This window comes from Rhizobium sp. 862_C5_N1_2 (genome assembly GCF_051811205.1).
GTDB classification, from domain to species: Bacteria; Pseudomonadota; Alphaproteobacteria; order Rhizobiales; family Rhizobiaceae; genus Rhizobium; species Rhizobium leguminosarum.
In genome coordinates, this window is sequence record NZ_JBPWPT010000003.1 from 21081 (window position 1) to 36970 (window position 15890).

Sequence of the window (15890 nt, forward strand, 5' to 3'; positions counted from 1 at the left end):
AGGATGAGCAAGGATTTGGGCGATCGCAGGAGGTAGCGCCATGTCCACGTCTTCCCACCGCAGGAGCATTACCGCGCTCCTTGCTGCCACTCTATTCTCGTTCGGCGTGTGTGCTGCGGGTGCGGCCGAGGATGCCGCCGTCATCCCGCCGCCGGCCATTGACGAGGTGGCCGGGTCAGGCACCGAGACCGCCATTTTCGCCGGAGGTTGTTTCTGGGGCGTCCAGGGCGTCTTCCAGCACGTGAAGGGCGTTGAGAGCGCCGTCTCCGGTTATGCCGGAGGCAACGCCAAAACGGCGCAGTATGAAACCGTCAGCACCGGCTCGACGGGTCACGCCGAATCCGTCCAGGTGAAGTTCGATCCGAAACAGGTGAGCTACGGCAAGTTGCTACAGATCTTCTTCTCTGTGGCGCACAACCCGACGCAGCTGAATTTCCAGGGTCCGGACCAGGGAACGCAATATCGTTCGGCGCTGTTCGTTTCCGATCCGCAACAGCGCAAGGTCGCCCTGAGCTATATCAGCCAGCTCGACAAGGCGCATGTCTTTCCGCAGCCGATCGTCACCAAGGTGTCCGACGCCGCCGGCTTCTATCCCGCCGAGGCCTATCATCAGGATTTCCTGACGCTCAATCCGACCTATCCTTATATCGTCTACAACGACCTGCCGAAAATCGAGAACTTGAAGTCGCTGTTTCCGGCCGACTACCGCAGCCAACCGGTACTGGTGAAGGCCAAGGGCTGATTGACACGACCGCTTATAGCGGCCGCATATCTCCGACTGCTCATTGGCAGCCCGGCGACTCAGAGTGAGTCCCGCGCAGCAATGGATGCGAATTTTGCGGTTGATCAAAGGGAAACTGCAGGGTTAAGCGCCGTTATGGCCGCTCTGGCGCCGACGGCATAAGGAACCATCGTCTCCGCCGTGCGACCAATAACGTGCTCAAGATCGCCGGGCTGCCAAGTCGGCATCTGCAATTCCGTGAGGCATTGAGCAGGAAATCAGGTCGCATTCCAACGAACTCCCGGCCGTCGCGGTGCCTCGTCGGGGCTCGCAATCCCCCTGGAGACTGGTCATCGAACCCGTATGATACAGTAACATACTCCACAACCACGCCATCGTCTCCCTACATCAGAGAAGCAAACGTGTCCGTGTCGTCGCCTTGGGAGTGAAATATGGACGAAGGCGTGGCCGCTGCTACGCGCCAGTTTTCGGCTCATGGACTTTGCAGAAGCAAAACCCGAGCTCGCCAGGTGGGAGGCCTCGATAGATCCGACGCGTGGCGAGCGCCGTAGCATGTACGAGAAGTTGGTCGCGGCACTGGCAAAAGAAATCGAAGACGCTCTCGACGACGGCGCATTTCACTCTTTTTCTCTAGGTGGTAGCAATGGAGCAATCAGTTCATCCAGCGGCAATCGAGCACCTGCCGATTTTCATCACTTCGCCCGGACAGACGGACTACCTTTTCGTTGTCGTCGTTGTCTTTCTGCTGGTGGCCGTGCTCGCGGTTGGAAATCTGTACTTCCAATTGCACGCCCTTCCCGAACGCAGAGCCCACCGTACGAACAAGGTGCAGATGGAGATCGTGGCCGTCCTGGCGCTCATCTCACTGTTCACCCACAACCATCTTTTCTGGATTGCCGGGCTGCTTCTGGCCTTTATTCAGATTCCCGACTTCTCCACGCCGCTCTACTCAATCGCCCAGTCTCTCGGCAAACTCTCCGGCCGCCAGGCTGAAACGACAGGCGATCCTGCTCTGATAGCGGAAGATACTGCGGAAGCAGAGCCAATACCGTCACCGTCCAAGACCAGCGTACATGGAGAGGATATCTGAATGTTTGAGTTGCTTCTCTGCTCAATGCTGACGATCCTCCCCGATTATCTGTTCCGGCGCTATGGTCAGGGAAAGCGGATCGGCCGCGACATCACGCTTTATACGGTGTGGTACGAACTCCGATGGGGGATCACCGCCTGCCTTCTTCTGACCGTTTCGCTGATTACGATGATTTTCTACTTCCATCCATCAGCCCAGACTGCCACCGCGATATTTCGAACCGTCACGATCATGCCGGAGGCAACCGGACGTGTAGAGGAAGTTTTCATCGGGCTGAACCAGAAGGTCGAGGCCGGATCGCCACTGTTCAGGCTCGATAATTCCGAACAGCAGGCGGCGCTGGAGACGGCCCGTCGGCGCGTCGCAGAAGTCGAGGCCGGAATAAAGGTGACCCAGACCGAGCTTATCGGGGTCGATGGCCAGATCAAAGAGGCGCAGGGTGCCTACCAGACGGCGGTCGACGAATACGAGATGAAGGCGCAGCTCCTGACGAACAACGCTGTCGCCAGGCGCGAGGTCGAACGCCTGGCAACGACGATCGACGGCCGCAAGGGAGCGCTGGATGCAACGGTGGCGAAAAAGCTGACCCTGGAGACACAGATCGCCGTGCAGTTGCCAGCTCAAAGAGCAAGCGCCGAAGCGGCCCTGGCGCAGGCGCAGGTCGAACTCGACAAGACCATCGTAAGGGCCGGCGTCGCGGGTACCGTGCAACAGTTTACGCTGCGTCGCGGGGACGTCGTCAATGCAATGTTGCGTCCTGCCGGGATCCTTGTGCCAGAAGGCGCTGGACAAAGCACACTGATCGCCGGCTTCGGCCAGATCGAAGCGCAGGTCATGAAAAAGGGGATGATCGCCGAAGCAACCTGCATCGGAAAGCCGTTTACAATCATTCCGATGGTCGTGACCGACGTGCAGGAGGTTATCGCGGCCGGACAATTGCGCGCGACGGATCAACTCATCGACGTTCAGCAGACGGCGCAGCCTGGCACCCTGACCGTCTTTCTGCAGCCACTTTATCCGGGAGGGCTCAATGGCGTGCCGCCTGGAAGCAGTTGCATCGCCAACGCATATACCAACAATCACGACGCGCTCGCCGATCCAAACATTGGCAAGGTCAGGTGGTTTGCCCTTCATATGGTCGACGCCGTTGGACTTGTACATGCGATGATTCTGCGAATTCAAGCGCTGCTCCTGCCGGTTCAGACGCTCGTTCTGTCGGGTCATTGAACGCAGAACAATACGGGGATCGTTTCATCGACGACGACGAGAAGAGACTTGGTGTGGGTGACTCGTCGGGCGGATGGATCACCGTCGTCCGTTCGGTTGTCGATCCAAATTCTTCGTCGGCGTCCTTCGAACCGGCGCTGAGGGAGGCGGACCGACACGCGCCGAAAGACCATACAATTACATGCATTAGAACACCACTAGCGCGCACATTCGTCCCGCAGGAGACGGGAGGTTGGAATACGCCCGACGGGCTTGGCCCGACCCTAGCAGGTAGGGTTTTTGGAAGAGCTCCGATTTTGCCGCGCACTTACAAAGACTTCAGTAAATGACGATCGCGCTAGAGCCGGCATGCAAACGATATTTCTCTATCTTCCAGTGAAGTATTCCCAATATGAGTTCGAAAATACTACCAAAGAATTAGTATCTACTGGCAATGCGCTTCAGATTCTGGCCCCAAAAGGGAGAAATAATTATATCGTCTTGCAACTCTCCCATCGAGTCGGCTCACGTGAGATTGAGCACGATTCAGTTTTTCCTCAGCCACGTTAAGAATTTATCAACGTTAACAATATCTTAAATCCAAAGAATCACGTTCCACCGCGGAACATATTGTGGAATTGGCCGTTACCACCACGAGTTTCGCGTGGGATAGGCTGTCGGAGCGGATCCCTCCTTAGAAGTATCGGCGTAACCGAGGGGACGTATCATGGCCACCAATGTCGTGCGGCGCTGGCAACGAGATGATCTCATGAAACAGAGAGTATTGATCGTCGAAGATGAATTCCTGATCGCCCTGGATCTCGAGGCGACGGTGGAAGCCATGGGCATGCAGGTCGCCGGCCTTGCGAATGATTGCGAACAGGCATTGCGGCTGGCGCCGCTTGCCGATATCGCCTTCGTCGACGTCAATCTCGCCGACGGCCCGACCGGGCCCGAGATCGGCCGACGGCTGGCGCAGGAGCATGGCATTGCCGTTGTCTTCATGACGGGCAATCCCGAAGTGGTCGCCGATGGCGTCAAGGGCGCGGTTGGCGTGGTCCAGAAGCCGGTCATGCCTTCGGTTGTCGAGCAGCTGGTGAAATATCTTGCCGCGCGGCGCGTCGGCATGTTCGCGGTCGTACCCTCACAGATGACGGTCTTTGCCTGATCAGTCGGCTTGATCGGAAAGGCCTGATCAGCCTGACATGGCTGCGAGCTGCGGCAGATGGCCGGTCGTATCTACCTCCGGCCTGCCATAGGCCTTGAGAAAGGTGCGAACCGCGTTGCGCGCCGCCTTTTCGAGTTCTTCATCGGTGGGCGTGCCCCCGAGAAGGATCATCATCTGCAGGTCGGCATTGCCGAGTGCCACGAACTGCCGGGCGGCGACGTCGTAGTCGTCAATGGCGAGCGCCCCCTTATGGGCAAGCCGTGCTAAAAGTGCTGACAGTGCGGTGATCAGCTTGCCCGGCCCCTGCTGGCGCCAGCTTTCGAAGAGGTGCGGATATCGCTCGCCTTCCGTCTGCACCAACTTGCGCAGAAATTTTCCGTCGTGGTTGCAGATGCAATTCTTATTGAGGCGCACGGCGAAGGCCGTCAGATCATCCTCCAGATGGTCGGCGCGATCGGGAAAGGTCGAAAGCACGGAGAACAGCATGGCGTTGGCGCGGTTCATGACGTCTTCGACGACGGCGACGAACAGCGTTTCTTTCTCGCGATAGTGATTGTAGATTGTCTGGCGGGATACGCAGGCAACGGCGGCGATCTCGTCGATGCTGGCGCCGGCAAAACCCTGGCGGCAGAATACGTCGGCCGCGGCATCGAGGATCGACAGGCGCTTGGCGCATTGTCCGCGCTGCGTATGCCCTGTCATTCGGGCTGCCGGTGTCATGCGATCTTTCATGATAGCGAAGATAAGACGTCTTGACGTTTTAGACAATGGCGTCTAGTTTTACATCCGTGTCCAAATTTGTTGACAGTCCTGGTTGCGCTGAAGATATGAGCTCCCAACTTCGTCTTCGCGCGAACGATCATCATTGAACCCTAGCGCATCGGCTCGAAAATCGGCTCCGATTTCCGGCAAGCACGATGCGTAAATTCAAAGAGTTGGAGTGTCCTTGTGCATCCGAGAGGACGCACGGCGCTCTAAGAGCAATGTAGCGGAGCGACGATCCGGTACCTCCGCCGCGCTTTTATGAAAGATCACCATTATGACGGCTCCCTTCTTTCGCATTGCCCTCATTCTCGGCCTTCTGTCGGCCATCGGGCCCTTTGCCATCGACATGTATCTGCCTGCACTGCCGTCCATCGGCCAGGACCTGCATGCCGATAATAACGTCACACAGCTAACCCTTCTTGCCTTCTTCATCTCCTTTGCGCTCGCCCAGCTTGTCTATGGGCCGCTGTCGGATATGTGGGGCCGCAAGCTGCCGCTCTATCTCGGCATCGGCCTCTTCGCCGTCGCCTCGATCGGCTGCGCGTTGGCCACCGATATCGAAACGCTGATCGCCTTCCGTTTCGTTCAGGGTATTGGCGGCGCCGCCGGCATGGTCATTCCGCGCGCCATCGTCCGCGACATGCACACCGGCGTGCAGGCCGCGCGCCTGATGTCGCTGCTGATGCTGGTCTTCTCGATCTCGCCGATCCTGGCGCCGCTGACGGGCAGCGCCGTCATCGAGTTCTACGGCTGGCGCGGTGTATTCTGGGCCGTGACGATTGCCGCCTTCATCGGCCTCGTCCTGCTTGCGACCCAGCTGGAGGAAACCCGTTCGGCGAACGAACGCAGCGGCAGCGGTCTGAGAAGCGCCATGGCGGCCTATCGCCTGCTGCTCACCGACCGCAATTTCCTGACGCTGACCTTTATCGGCGGCCTCGGCATTTCGAGCTTCCTCGTCTATCTCGCCAACTCGCCCTTCGTGTTGATCCAGCATTACGGGCTGACGCCGACGCAATACAGCTTCGCCTTCTCGATCAACGCCGTGTCCTTCTTCGCGGTATCGCAGGCCACGGGCTGGCTCGGCGAGCGTTTCGGCCTGGTGCGCGTCATGCGGATTGCGGTCAGCGCTTATGCGCTTGCGATGGTGGTGATGGCGGTGGTGATGGCCTCTGGCTTCAATCAGCTGCCTGTCCTGGCGACCTTCCTGTTCATCGGCTACGGCTTCCTCGGCCTCGTCATCCCGACGAGCGCGGTGCTCGCTCTTGAGGATCACGGCGAGATCGCCGGCACGGCCTCGTCGCTGATGGGCACGCTGCACTTCGTAATCTCCGCGGTCGCCATGGTCATCTCAAGCGTCTTCTTCGACGGTACTGCCGTTCCGATGGCCGCCGGCATTGCGCTCTGCGCCTTCTCAGCCTTCGCGCTGACCCAGGCAACGATCGGCCGCCGCGCGGCTGTTGCCGCCGCTGAATGATCTAAAGACTGGCCGCACCCGGTGTCCGGGTGCGGCCATTTGATCCCCTCGCGGCGCCCGAGAAAATGCAACGCGCAATTGATTATCGGCTGGCCGCTCTATCTACGCCGTGACGAAGCATGGTCATATCGGAGGATACTTATGGTCGACGAGAAGCGGCTGATCTCTAAAATCACCTGGAAGCTGATGCCCTTTCTCGGCATCCTTTATCTCATCGCCTATATCGACCGGCAGAACGTCAGTTTCGCCAAGCTGCAGATGGTCGATGCCCTCGGAATGAGCGAATATGCCTATGGCCTCGGCGCTTCGCTCTTCTTCATCGGCTATTTTCTTTTCGAGGTGCCGAGCAACCTCTTCCTCGACAGGCTCGGCGCCCGTGTCTGGTTCGCGCGCATTCTGGTCTCGTGGGGCATCGTCACCATCGCGCTCGCCTTCACGCAGAACGCGACGATGTTCTATATCCTGCGTTTCCTGCTCGGCGTCTGCGAAGCCGGCTTCTTTCCCGGCGTCCTCTATCTGCTGACGCTGTGGTTCCCTTCGGTCTATCGCGGCAGGATGGTCGGGCTGTTCATGATTTTCAGTGCGATCGCCAATGCCGTCGGTGCGCCGCTCGGCGGCGTGCTGCTCGATCTCGACGGTCTCTACGGCTTTGCCGGCTGGGAGTGGGTATTCCTGGCGACGGGTGTTCCCGCAGTCATCGCCGGCATCGTCACCTTCTTCTATCTTCCCGGCCGGCCTGAAAACGCAAGCTTCCTGAGCGGCGAGGAGAAGCAGTGGCTGGAACGAAGGCTCGCCTCGGAAAATTCCGGCATGGGCGAGAATGCCGGAAACGGCTTCAAGGCGCTCATCGACCCACGCGTGCTGCTAATGGCGCTCTGCTATATCGCCTTTCCGCTTTCCGCCTATGGGCTGAGCTACTGGCTGCCGACCATCGTCAAGGCCTTCGGCGTCAGCAACACGGTGAACGGTTTTCTCAACATCATTCCCTGGGTGCTGGTCGCGATCGCGCTCTATGTCGTTCCCGCCATGGCCGACAAGGCGCAATCGAAGACGCCCTATATCGTCGTTCCTGCCTTCATCGGCGCTGCCTGCCTGCTTCTCTCGGCGCTCATTCCGAACCACAGTTTGCAATTCGCCTTCCTCTGCGTCGCCGCTGCCGGGATCTTCGCTCCACAGCCGGTGTTCTGGAGCCTGCCCTCACGTTTCCTCAAGGGTGCGGGTGCCGCAGCCGGCCTTGCGGCCATCAATTCTGTCGGAAATCTCGGCGGTTTCGTCGCCCAAAACGTTGTGCCCTGGATCAAGGAAGCGAGCGGCAGCACGATTGCGCCGATGTTCTTCCTGTCCGCCTGCCTGGCGGCCGGAGCCCTTCTGGTCTTTTTCGTTACGCATCAGCTGTCGAGCAGGGAGCAGGCTGCTCCAAGCCGGGTCTGATGCAAGCCGCTAAACAAATCGACGCAAAGGGCATCAGGTCGTCAGAGTGAAAGCGTCGCTTTCGCCCGGAATGAGTTCCAGCGGCCAAATCCTGTTGCGGGCACCCTGCGGATAGTGATCGGCATAGGCCGGCATGGTGGCGAGCAGGGTTTCGCCGAGCTGCGCGCCGAGATCGCGCAGCGACATGCGAAAGGACGTCAGCGTCGGCTGCAGGAAATGCGTGCGCGGCTCCTCGCGGAAACCGACGACGGCGAGGTCGCGGCCGGGCACGACGCCGGCCTCGGAAAGCCGTCGGTAAAGCCCGATCGCCATCAGTTCATGGATCAGGATGATCGCCGTCGGGCGCTGCTCGATCATCAGCAATTCGTGGCCGGCCTGATAGCCGCCCTGTTCGCTCGACTTGACCCGGATGACGAGGGTCGGGTCGAAGGGGATATCATGCCGTTGCAGCGTCTGGCGGTAAGCGTCGAGGAAGAGGTAGCCGAGATTGATGTCGGAGGAGGGTACAGCCACAGCGATCCGCCGATGGCCTTTGGCGACCAGCCGGTCGACGCCGCGCGACGCCACGCCCTCGAAATCGAGGTCCATCCAGGTGTAGCTGCCGCCCGACGCGCTGCGCCCGAGCGTCACGAAGGGGATGCGGGCCTTTTCCAGCAGCTCGATGCGCCGGTCGGTGCGTCGCGTCGCCGAGATGATCAGCGCGTCAACAAGCCGGCGCGCCACCATGCGCTTCAGATATTCGTGCGGGTCCTCGTCATCGGGGCAGGGCAGCATGACAAGATCGAGCTTGTGACGGGAAAAGACGCTCTGCAGCCCGTCGGTGACGCCAAGGAAGAAGTCGTCGCTGTTTTCGACCGTCTCGCGGCTCACTTCGAGCATCAGCCCGATCACATTTGTCATGCCCTGGCGGAGGCTGCGGCCCGACTGGTTGGCGACGTAACCGAGCTCTTCGGCGGCGGCGAGCACGCGCCGGCGCGTTTCATCGTTGACGTCGGGCTTGCCGTTCAGCGCACGGGACACCGTTCCGATCGAAATATCGAGATGCTCGGCGAGCTGGCGGATTCCTTTCATCTCAGGCGATCTTCCTCCCCCAATGCATGTCGCCCAAAACCGTGCAGCGGTTTTGGGACAACGACATGCGGCAAATAAAGCGTCATGCCCCTTCTTGCCACAGGATGGCGCCTGCGAAAAGCCGTGGGGCAAGTGTCAGGGTCTGAAGCTCTGGCGGATGACGAGTTCCGGAATGACGCGTTCGTAACCAGGAGGCGCATCGGGATTTTCAAGCCGCCGCTCCATCAGCTCGACGGCGCGCTGCGCCATGGTCAGCGGATCCTGGCGGAAGGTGGTGAGCCTGTAGTTCAGCCAGGCGGATTCCGGCACGTCGTCGAAGCCGATGACGGCGACGTCCGCGGGGATACGCAGCCGCGCTTCCAGGCGCACGACATCCATCAGTCCGAAGGCGATCTGGTCGTTGGCGCAGAAAACGGCGTCGGGCGTTATTGTCTCCGAGAAGAGTGCGCGTGCGGCCGCAACACCGCCGTCATAGTCGGAGTCGCCGCCGCGTCCGACGACGACGGATGCACCAAGCGACTCGGCCGTCGACAGGAAGGCGCTTTCGCGCTCGATGATAGCAGGCGTTCCCGTGTTGGAGCCGATGACCGCCAGCCGCCGTCTGCCGCTTTCGTAAAAGGCCGTCGCCGCCTTGCGGGAGGCTTCGGAGTTGCCGGCACGCACATGGTCGGCGTCGGGTTCCGAACGGCCGATTACGACGAGCGGCTGGCCGTTTCGCTGTGCAAGTTCGAAGAAACTCGCCGGCGGCGAGCCGGACAGGATGATGATCGCCTCGGCGCGGTGGCCGATCAGCATCTTCTGGGCGGCGAGCAGCTCTTCTTCCGTCTGGCCGGTGTTGATCAGGATCGGGATGCTGCCGCGTTTGATTAGGGCTTTGGCCAGTGCTGCCGCCAGATGCGCGCGAAAACCCACTTCCGGCCGTGTTGCGACGATGCCGACAAGGCGGCTCTGGTTGGCAAGCACGCCGCGCGCCAGGTCGTTGACGTGGTAGCCGAGCTCCTGCGCCGCTCGCAGCACTTTTTCGCGCGTCGTCGGAGCGACGCTGGCACCCGGCGTGAATGTGCGCGAGACCGCGGAGCGCGAAACGCCCGCCAATTGCGCGACCTGCTCGGCGCTGACGAAGCGCATGCGTTCTTTCTTCGGCGCCTTGGCGCCGTTCACTGAACCATCATTCATTGGCTTTCAGCTATTGATCGTCTCTGACAGCCGGATGACAAGCGATCGCATGGCAACGAGATTTTTTCGATAAGGGGATAACCGCGGGCAATAGTGATTGCCGAGGCCGCTGGACGCAACCTCGGCTGAGGGGGAACGAATATGAGCGGCGACGAATGATCGGTCACGCCGCTCGGGAAGTTCGGCCTCCCGGTGACGGGTTTAGGAGCCCGTTATTCGCAGACGCGTACAGTTTCGGCGTGATAGCCGCCGTCATAGCGGTTGCGGACATCGCGGTCCTCATACCAGCATCTCGGCTGGGGCTCGACATAGCGGGGGCTCTCTACGTAACGAGGGCCTTCGTCGACATAGCGAGGGCCGCCGCCATTGGCGATTGCGCCGCCGATCAGCCCGCCGACAACCCCTGCGGCAACGCCGCCGGCGATGATGCGGCCGGTGTTATCGTGATGACGGTGGTCACGCGCGGCAGCAGGCTGAATGGCCGATCCAACAAGGGCCGTGGCGATCAACAGGCTGCTAATAACTCTCTTCATAATATTCTCCTCAGTGGCACTTGCCCCGGATAAGAGGCAAATGCGGCAGCAAGTCGTTTGTTCGTTCAAACTTTGCGACAGGCGTTAATGCATGTCATCGGGGATTAGAGCGCCGTGCGTCCTCACGGACGCACAAAAGATGTTCTAACACTTTGAATCTACTCATCGTGCTTTTCGAAAATCGATTCCGATTTTCGGGCCGATGCGCTAGGTCGCAGATTGCGTCGCCGTCGTGTCTTCCAGCACCTCTTCGGGAATATCGTCGAAGGAGGCGTAATTGAGGTTATAGAGCTTGGAGTAGAGCTTGCCGTTCTTCATCAGCTGACGGTGGTCGCCGCTTTCGATGATTTCGCCGTTCTGCAGCACGATGATGCGGTCTGCCTCGCGGATCGTCGCAAGCCGGTGGGCGATGACGAGGCCGGTGCGGTTTTCGAGCAGCTTTACCAGTGCCTTCTGGATCAGCATCTCGGTATAGCTGTCGATATTGGCGGTCGCTTCGTCGAGCACGAGGATCTTCGCGTCCGCCACCAGCGCACGAGCAAAGCTCAAAAGCTGGCGCTGGCCGAGCGAAAGATTGCCGCCGCGCTCGCCGAGAACGCTATCGTAACCCTCCGGCAGACGCATGATGAAGTCGTGCGCGCCGACGGCTTTGGCCGCCTCGATCACCTGTTCGCGCGTCGCCTCCAGCTTGTGGTAGCGGATGTTCTCGAAAACGGTCCCGGTAAAGAGGAAGGGTTCCTGCAGCACCATGGCGATCTGTGCACCGAGCGAATCCTGCGTCAGTGCGCGCACATCGTGGCCGCCAACCAGCACCTGGCCTTGCTGTACATCGTAAAAGCGATGGATCAGCGACATGCAGCTCGATTTGCCGGACCCCGTCGGCCCGACCAGCGCCACCGTCTCGCCGGGATTGACCTTGAAGCTGACATGCTTCAGCACCGGATGCTTCGGATTGTAGCCAAAGACGACGTCCTTGAATTCCACCGAGCCGTCCATGTCGCGCGATAGCGCCGTGGCACCAGGCGCATCCTTGATGTCGACAGGCACGTCGAGCACTTCGGTCAGCCGCTGGCCGGAAGCCATGGCACGCTGCATCACCGAATATTGCAGTGTCAGCGAACGGATTGGGTCGAAGAAGCGCTGAATGTAGAACAGGAAGGCGACGAGCACGCCGACATCGAGCGCCTGGTTGAGAACGCGGGCGCCGCCGACGACGACGACGAGCGCCATCGCCACGCCGGTCAGACTGTCGACGATCGGCACCATAACCTGCGCATAGCGCGCCGCCGTCAAATGCGTCTTGAGGTTGGCACGCGCCTTGTCGTCGTAGAGCGTGAAGTTGACGCCCTGCCTGTCCATGCTCTGGACGGCACGCACGCCGTGGATCGCTTCGGCGAGCGCGCCGGCGGCAATCGAATTGGTCTCGTGCGCCGCCATGAAGGATTTGCGGGCGAGCGGCAGCCAGAACAGCCGGACGATGAAGAGCACCGGCAGCACCGAGAGCGTCAGCAGCCCCAGCTTGAAATCGAGATAGAGCATCACGAAAATGATGCCGAAGAGCAGCACGATGTCGCCGACTGACAGTACCGAGGTTTCGAGAAATTCCTGCATCGAGTTGACGTCGCCCTGCAGGCGCGACATCAGCCGGCCGACCTCCGTCTTATCCATGAAGGAGAGCGAAACGCGCTGGAGATGCGAAAACATCGCCTTGCGGATATCGAAGAGCACATCTTCCGCCACGCCGCCGACCAGCGTTTCCTGCGCGTAGCTTGCCGCATAGTTGATGAGGATGGCAACAGTGAACGCGGCGATCGACCAGGCCAGTGCCGAATGGTTGCCGCCCGGCGACATGCCGTGGTCGATGGCATAGCGGATGATCAGCGGGATGGTGAGCTGCATCATCGTGAAGGTCAGAACGGCGACGACGGACCAGAGGACCTGACGGCGATAGGGGTGGACGAAAATCCAGATGCGCTTGACGATGTTGCCGTCGAAGGCCTTGCCGAACATCTCCTCCTCGACGCGATGCGAACCGACCACCGCCCGTGGCGGGCGGCGTCCATCCTCGCGAACGTCGGGGCGCTCGGTTTCCAGTTCCTCGGCCATGTCATTCCTCCCGCGGCCATCACTTCCGGTGGCCTGCATAGTCAATACTCGTTCCTCTCCACTTGGGAGCAGAGGGGAACATACCCGTTTGCTAGGCGCTCAGCGCCTCGTCGCCGGGCCGCACCTGAAGGTCGTAGAGCGCCTTGTAGCGCCCGCCGAGCGAAAGCAGCGCCGCATGCGTGCCGCGCTCGACGATCCGGCCGTCTTCGACGAACAGGATCTGGTCGGCATGCATCAGCGAGCTCAGGCGGTGGGCAACGATGATCGTTACGCGGTCAGCGGCATAGCGGCGCATGGCGCTGCGGATGCGCTGCTCGGTGGCCGCATCGATCGCTGCCGTCGAATCGTCGAATACCATCACTGCCGGTTTCAGCATCAGCGCGCGGGCGATCGAAAGACGCTGCCGCTGGCCGCCGGAAAGCGAAACGCCGCGCTCGCCGACGACAGTGCCATAACCGGTGGGAAGGCCGAGCACGTAATTGTGCAACTGGGCGCTTTCGCTGGCGCGCTCGATGCGGCCTTCCTTCGCCCACGGGTCGCCATAGGCGATGTTGTTTTCGATCGTCGTGGTGAACAGGAAGGAATCCTGCTGGACGACGGCCACGGCCCGGCGCAGCGATTGCAGCGTCGCCTTGCGGATGTCCTGGCCGTCGATCGTGATCTTACCGCCGCTGACATCGTAGAAGCGTGGGATCAGATGCGCGATCGTCGACTTGCCGCTGCCCGGAGGCCCGACGATGCCGATCGTCTGGCCGCGCCGGGCTTCGAAGGAGACATCCTGGAGCACGGTGCGCTTTTCGGAACCCGGATAGGCGAAGCTGACGTTTTCGAAGCGCAGCACGCCGTCGGTGAGGTTCAGCTCCTTCGCATCCGGCGCATCCTTGATCGCGATGTCGAGGTCGAGAAGGGCAAAGAGGCGTGAGCCGCATGTGGAGGCGCGGGCAAAGGCGTTGACCATCAGACCGAGCTGGCGCACCGGCATCTGCAGGATGGTCATGAAGGTCAGAAACGAGGCCAACGTACCGACGGTGATCTCGCCCGACATCACCTTGCCGCCGCCGACCCAGAGCACCAGGCCCATCGCAGCGAAGAAGGAGAAGGTCATGGCGCTGGTATTGGTGACGCGGATGCCGACGCGCTGATGCGCGAGCGCCAGTGCGCTTTTCGACGCTGCCTCAAATTTCGAAATCTCGTGTTCGTGGGCGGCAAAGGCGCGCACGACGCGGATACCGCCGAGATTTTCCTCCATGATGCGGGTCAGCACCGAAAGCCGCTCCTGCAGGTCGAGCCAGGTGGCGCGTAGCCTGAGCTGCGTCACCGAGGAGCGCCAGCCGACGAAGGGAACGAAACTCAGCGCCAGGAGGCCGAGCACGATATCGGTCGACAGCAGCATATAGGCGCCGATACCGATCAGGATCGACAGCAGGATCATCCGGACGAGCGCGGTGGAAAAATACATGCGCACGCCTTCGAGATCGAGGAGTCCGACGGTGATCAGGTCGCCGGAATGAACGGTGTCATGAAAGCTGAAGGAGAGCCGCTGGATCTTCTCGTAGCAGGCCAGCCGCAACTCGTAGCCGATGTGATGGCCGACGGCTTCGCTGTAATAGTTCTGGACCATGGTGAAGAGGCCGCGCAGCACGCTGGCGCCAAGCAGCAGCAATGCCGTGGTCAAAAGCGCGTCCTGTGCCGCCTGACCCGCCGCACCGCCGCTCATCGCCCTCTGCGTGTGGTCGACGGCCTGGCCGAGAAGGCGCGGGATCATCAGCTGGAAGGTGGAGGCGACAAGCGTGGCGCCGATCGCGAAGCCCGATTGCCAGGGGTGGCGGAAGGCCATCATGGTGATGCGCACCAATGTGTAGAGGCCTCGGCCCCAGCCTGCCGCAGTTGCAAGCGCCATCGAAGCCGAAGGCTTCGTCGCGCGTGTTAACGCATCGCTGCTCACGGTATTTTTTCCAATAGATATGTGGTCGGACGCTGGCCCGAAAAGACGGCAAATCCATGAAGGGATTGATAGCACCTTCACTTTTGCCGATTCCATTTGGGGGTTCAAGTAAAGAATTCACCAGTTGGTTATTTTTACGTGAGGTCTCCTCGCATCCGGGCGGGAACAATCTGTGGGCGAACGGGTTGCAGCAGGCGAATGCTCACAGCCAACCGCTACGGAGAGATCCATGCCGCTGAAAGCTCTCGCCCTCAACGCCACTCTGAAGACCAGCGAATCCAAGGACGCCTCCTCGACCGACCGGATGATCGACCTTATCGACAAGGCGATGTCGGCACATGGCGTTGAGACCGGCGTGCTTCGCCTTGCCGATTTCAACGTCAAGCCGGGCGTCACCTCCGACGAAGGCGCCGGCGATGACTGGCCGGATATCCGCGCCAAGGTGCTGGGCGCCGATATCCTGGTGATGGCAACGCCGATCTGGCTCGGCCAGCCATCCAGTGTCTGCAAGCGGGCGCTCGAGCGCATGGACGCCTTTCTCGAGGAGACTGACGATCAGGGCCGCATGGTTTCCTATGGCAGGGTCGCGGCCGTTGCTGTCGTCGGCAACGAGGACGGGGCCCATCATGTGTCGGCCGAGCTCTTCCAGGCGCTGAACGACGTCGGCTTCACCATTCCGGCGAATGCGGTCGCCTATTGGGTCGGCGAGGCAATGGGTTCCACCAATTTCGTCGATCTCGACAAGGTGCCGAAGGTGGTGACGAAAGCCGTCGACATGCTGGCGCGTAACACCGCGCATCTGGCTGGCCTGCTGAAGGCGAAGCAATATCCGGGCGAGGGTAGCTGAGGTCGAGGCAGCACCGCCGAACTGATGTTTCCAACATCAATCCCGTAGTCTTGGGTGCAAATTTCGTCTGGGATTTCTGCGGGAAATCTCAAAAGCCTGTTTTGTTTCAACGGCTTGAAGAGATATGGCAACAAAGCTCTTGCCACCTGCGCCATTTAGCGCTTTCATACACTACTAGTTTGATAGACTATGGGCGGGCGTGATTGCTCCCCTAGTTCCCTTGCGGGGCCGCTGGTTCGGACCCCGATGCCGCGGCAGATGTTGTGAATGGCCGCATGAACCTCGTCAACGCGTGAACCGGTGTTTTATGCGTTGAAACCTCGATCGACCCACGGT

At 60.5% G+C, this 15890-nt stretch carries 13 protein-coding genes; 7 read left to right on the forward strand and 6 right to left on the reverse strand.

Annotated features, from left to right (window positions below):
• Positions 1-40 precede the first annotated feature (40 nt).
• The 4 genes from msrA to ACD590_RS30075 all read left to right on the forward strand — a co-directional run bounded on the left by msrA (position 41) and on the right by ACD590_RS30075 (position 4206).
• Positions 41-742, forward strand: coding sequence for a peptide-methionine (S)-S-oxide reductase MsrA (gene msrA, locus ACD590_RS30060; protein ID WP_439004077.1), 702 nt, complete (start codon positions 41-43; stop codon positions 740-742).
• A 643-nt stretch (positions 743-1385) separates the two neighbouring features.
• Entirely contained in the window at positions 1386-1832 is a 447-nt protein-coding gene (locus tag ACD590_RS30065) for a hypothetical protein (protein WP_065276205.1), read from the forward strand.
• On the forward strand, positions 1833-3059 hold the full coding sequence (locus tag ACD590_RS30070; RefSeq protein WP_018246236.1) for an HlyD family secretion protein: 1227 nt from the start codon (positions 1833-1835) through the stop codon (positions 3057-3059).
• Positions 3060-3765: 706 nt separating this feature from the next.
• Positions 3766-4206, forward strand: a complete 441-nt coding sequence (locus tag ACD590_RS30075) for a response regulator (protein WP_026188739.1) — start codon at positions 3766-3768, stop codon at positions 4204-4206.
• Between the two features lie 27 nt (positions 4207-4233).
• Here the strand turns inward: ACD590_RS30075 and ACD590_RS30080 are convergent, their stop codons facing one another.
• A complete protein-coding gene (locus ACD590_RS30080) occupies positions 4234-4974 on the reverse strand; it encodes a TetR/AcrR family transcriptional regulator (RefSeq protein WP_439004078.1) in 741 nt (246 codons plus the stop codon).
• Positions 4975-5245: 271 nt separating this feature from the next.
• Between ACD590_RS30080 and ACD590_RS30085 the strand changes: the two genes are divergently transcribed.
• Together ACD590_RS30085 and ACD590_RS30090 are read left to right on the forward strand one after the other, a co-directional pair.
• Positions 5246-6445, forward strand: coding sequence for a multidrug effflux MFS transporter (locus tag ACD590_RS30085; protein ID WP_065276203.1), 1200 nt, complete (start codon positions 5246-5248; stop codon positions 6443-6445).
• 141 nt (positions 6446-6586) lie between these two features.
• Positions 6587-7876, forward strand: coding sequence for an MFS transporter (locus tag ACD590_RS30090; RefSeq protein WP_065276202.1), 1290 nt, complete (start codon positions 6587-6589; stop codon positions 7874-7876).
• Positions 7877-7909: 33 nt separating this feature from the next.
• On the opposite strand, the gene ACD590_RS30095 is transcribed toward ACD590_RS30090, so the two are convergent.
• The 5 genes from ACD590_RS30095 to ACD590_RS30115 all read right to left on the reverse strand — a co-directional run bounded on the left by ACD590_RS30095 (position 7910) and on the right by ACD590_RS30115 (position 14815).
• Positions 7910-8947 (reverse strand): LacI family DNA-binding transcriptional regulator, encoded by a 1038-nt coding sequence (locus tag ACD590_RS30095; RefSeq protein ID WP_065276201.1) that lies wholly within the window; start codon positions 8945-8947, stop codon positions 7910-7912.
• A gap of 135 nt (positions 8948-9082) precedes the next feature.
• Positions 9083-10123, reverse strand: coding sequence for a LacI family DNA-binding transcriptional regulator (locus ACD590_RS30100; protein ID WP_065276200.1), 1041 nt, complete (start codon positions 10121-10123; stop codon positions 9083-9085).
• A gap of 212 nt (positions 10124-10335) precedes the next feature.
• Complete coding sequence (locus ACD590_RS30105; protein WP_018246243.1) at positions 10336-10656, reverse strand: hypothetical protein; 321 nt, start codon at positions 10654-10656, stop codon at positions 10336-10338.
• Positions 10657-10863: 207 nt separating this feature from the next.
• Entirely contained in the window at positions 10864-12762 is a 1899-nt protein-coding gene (locus tag ACD590_RS30110) for an ABC transporter ATP-binding protein (RefSeq protein ID WP_026188740.1), read from the reverse strand.
• 91 nt (positions 12763-12853) lie between these two features.
• The gene (locus ACD590_RS30115; RefSeq protein ID WP_439004079.1) at positions 12854-14815 is read right to left on the reverse strand and encodes an ABC transporter ATP-binding protein; all 1962 of its coding nucleotides are present in this window, start codon (positions 14813-14815) and stop codon (positions 12854-12856) included.
• A gap of 121 nt (positions 14816-14936) precedes the next feature.
• Between ACD590_RS30115 and ACD590_RS30120 the strand changes: the two genes are divergently transcribed.
• Positions 14937-15554, forward strand: a complete 618-nt coding sequence (locus ACD590_RS30120; RefSeq protein ID WP_018246246.1) for a flavodoxin family protein — start codon at positions 14937-14939, stop codon at positions 15552-15554.
• Positions 15555-15890 lie beyond the last annotated feature (336 nt).

Bases quoted from the DNA above. Each gene is read 5' to 3' on its own strand.
- ACD590_RS30100 (WP_065276200.1), bottom strand. From the start codon at position 10,123: ATGAATGATGGTTCAGTGAACGGCGCCAAGGCGCCGAAGAAAGAACGC.
- ACD590_RS30090 (WP_065276202.1), top strand. From the start codon at position 6,587: ATGGTCGACGAGAAGCGGCTGATCTCTAAAATCACCTGGAAGCTGATG.
- ACD590_RS30085 (WP_065276203.1), top strand. From the start codon at position 5,246: ATGACGGCTCCCTTCTTTCGCATTGCCCTCATTCTCGGCCTTCTGTCG.
- ACD590_RS30095 (WP_065276201.1), bottom strand. From the start codon at position 8,947: ATGAAAGGAATCCGCCAGCTCGCCGAGCATCTCGATATTTCGATCGGA.
- msrA (WP_439004077.1), top strand. From the start codon at position 41: ATGTCCACGTCTTCCCACCGCAGGAGCATTACCGCGCTCCTTGCTGCC.
- ACD590_RS30105 (WP_018246243.1), bottom strand. From the start codon at position 10,656: ATGAAGAGAGTTATTAGCAGCCTGTTGATCGCCACGGCCCTTGTTGGA.
- ACD590_RS30065 (WP_065276205.1), top strand. From the start codon at position 1,386: ATGGAGCAATCAGTTCATCCAGCGGCAATCGAGCACCTGCCGATTTTC.
- ACD590_RS30075 (WP_026188739.1), top strand. From the start codon at position 3,766: ATGGCCACCAATGTCGTGCGGCGCTGGCAACGAGATGATCTCATGAAA.
- ACD590_RS30110 (WP_026188740.1), bottom strand. From the start codon at position 12,762: ATGGCCGAGGAACTGGAAACCGAGCGCCCCGACGTTCGCGAGGATGGA.
- ACD590_RS30120 (WP_018246246.1), top strand. From the start codon at position 14,937: ATGCCGCTGAAAGCTCTCGCCCTCAACGCCACTCTGAAGACCAGCGAA.
- ACD590_RS30070 (WP_018246236.1), top strand. From the start codon at position 1,833: ATGTTTGAGTTGCTTCTCTGCTCAATGCTGACGATCCTCCCCGATTAT.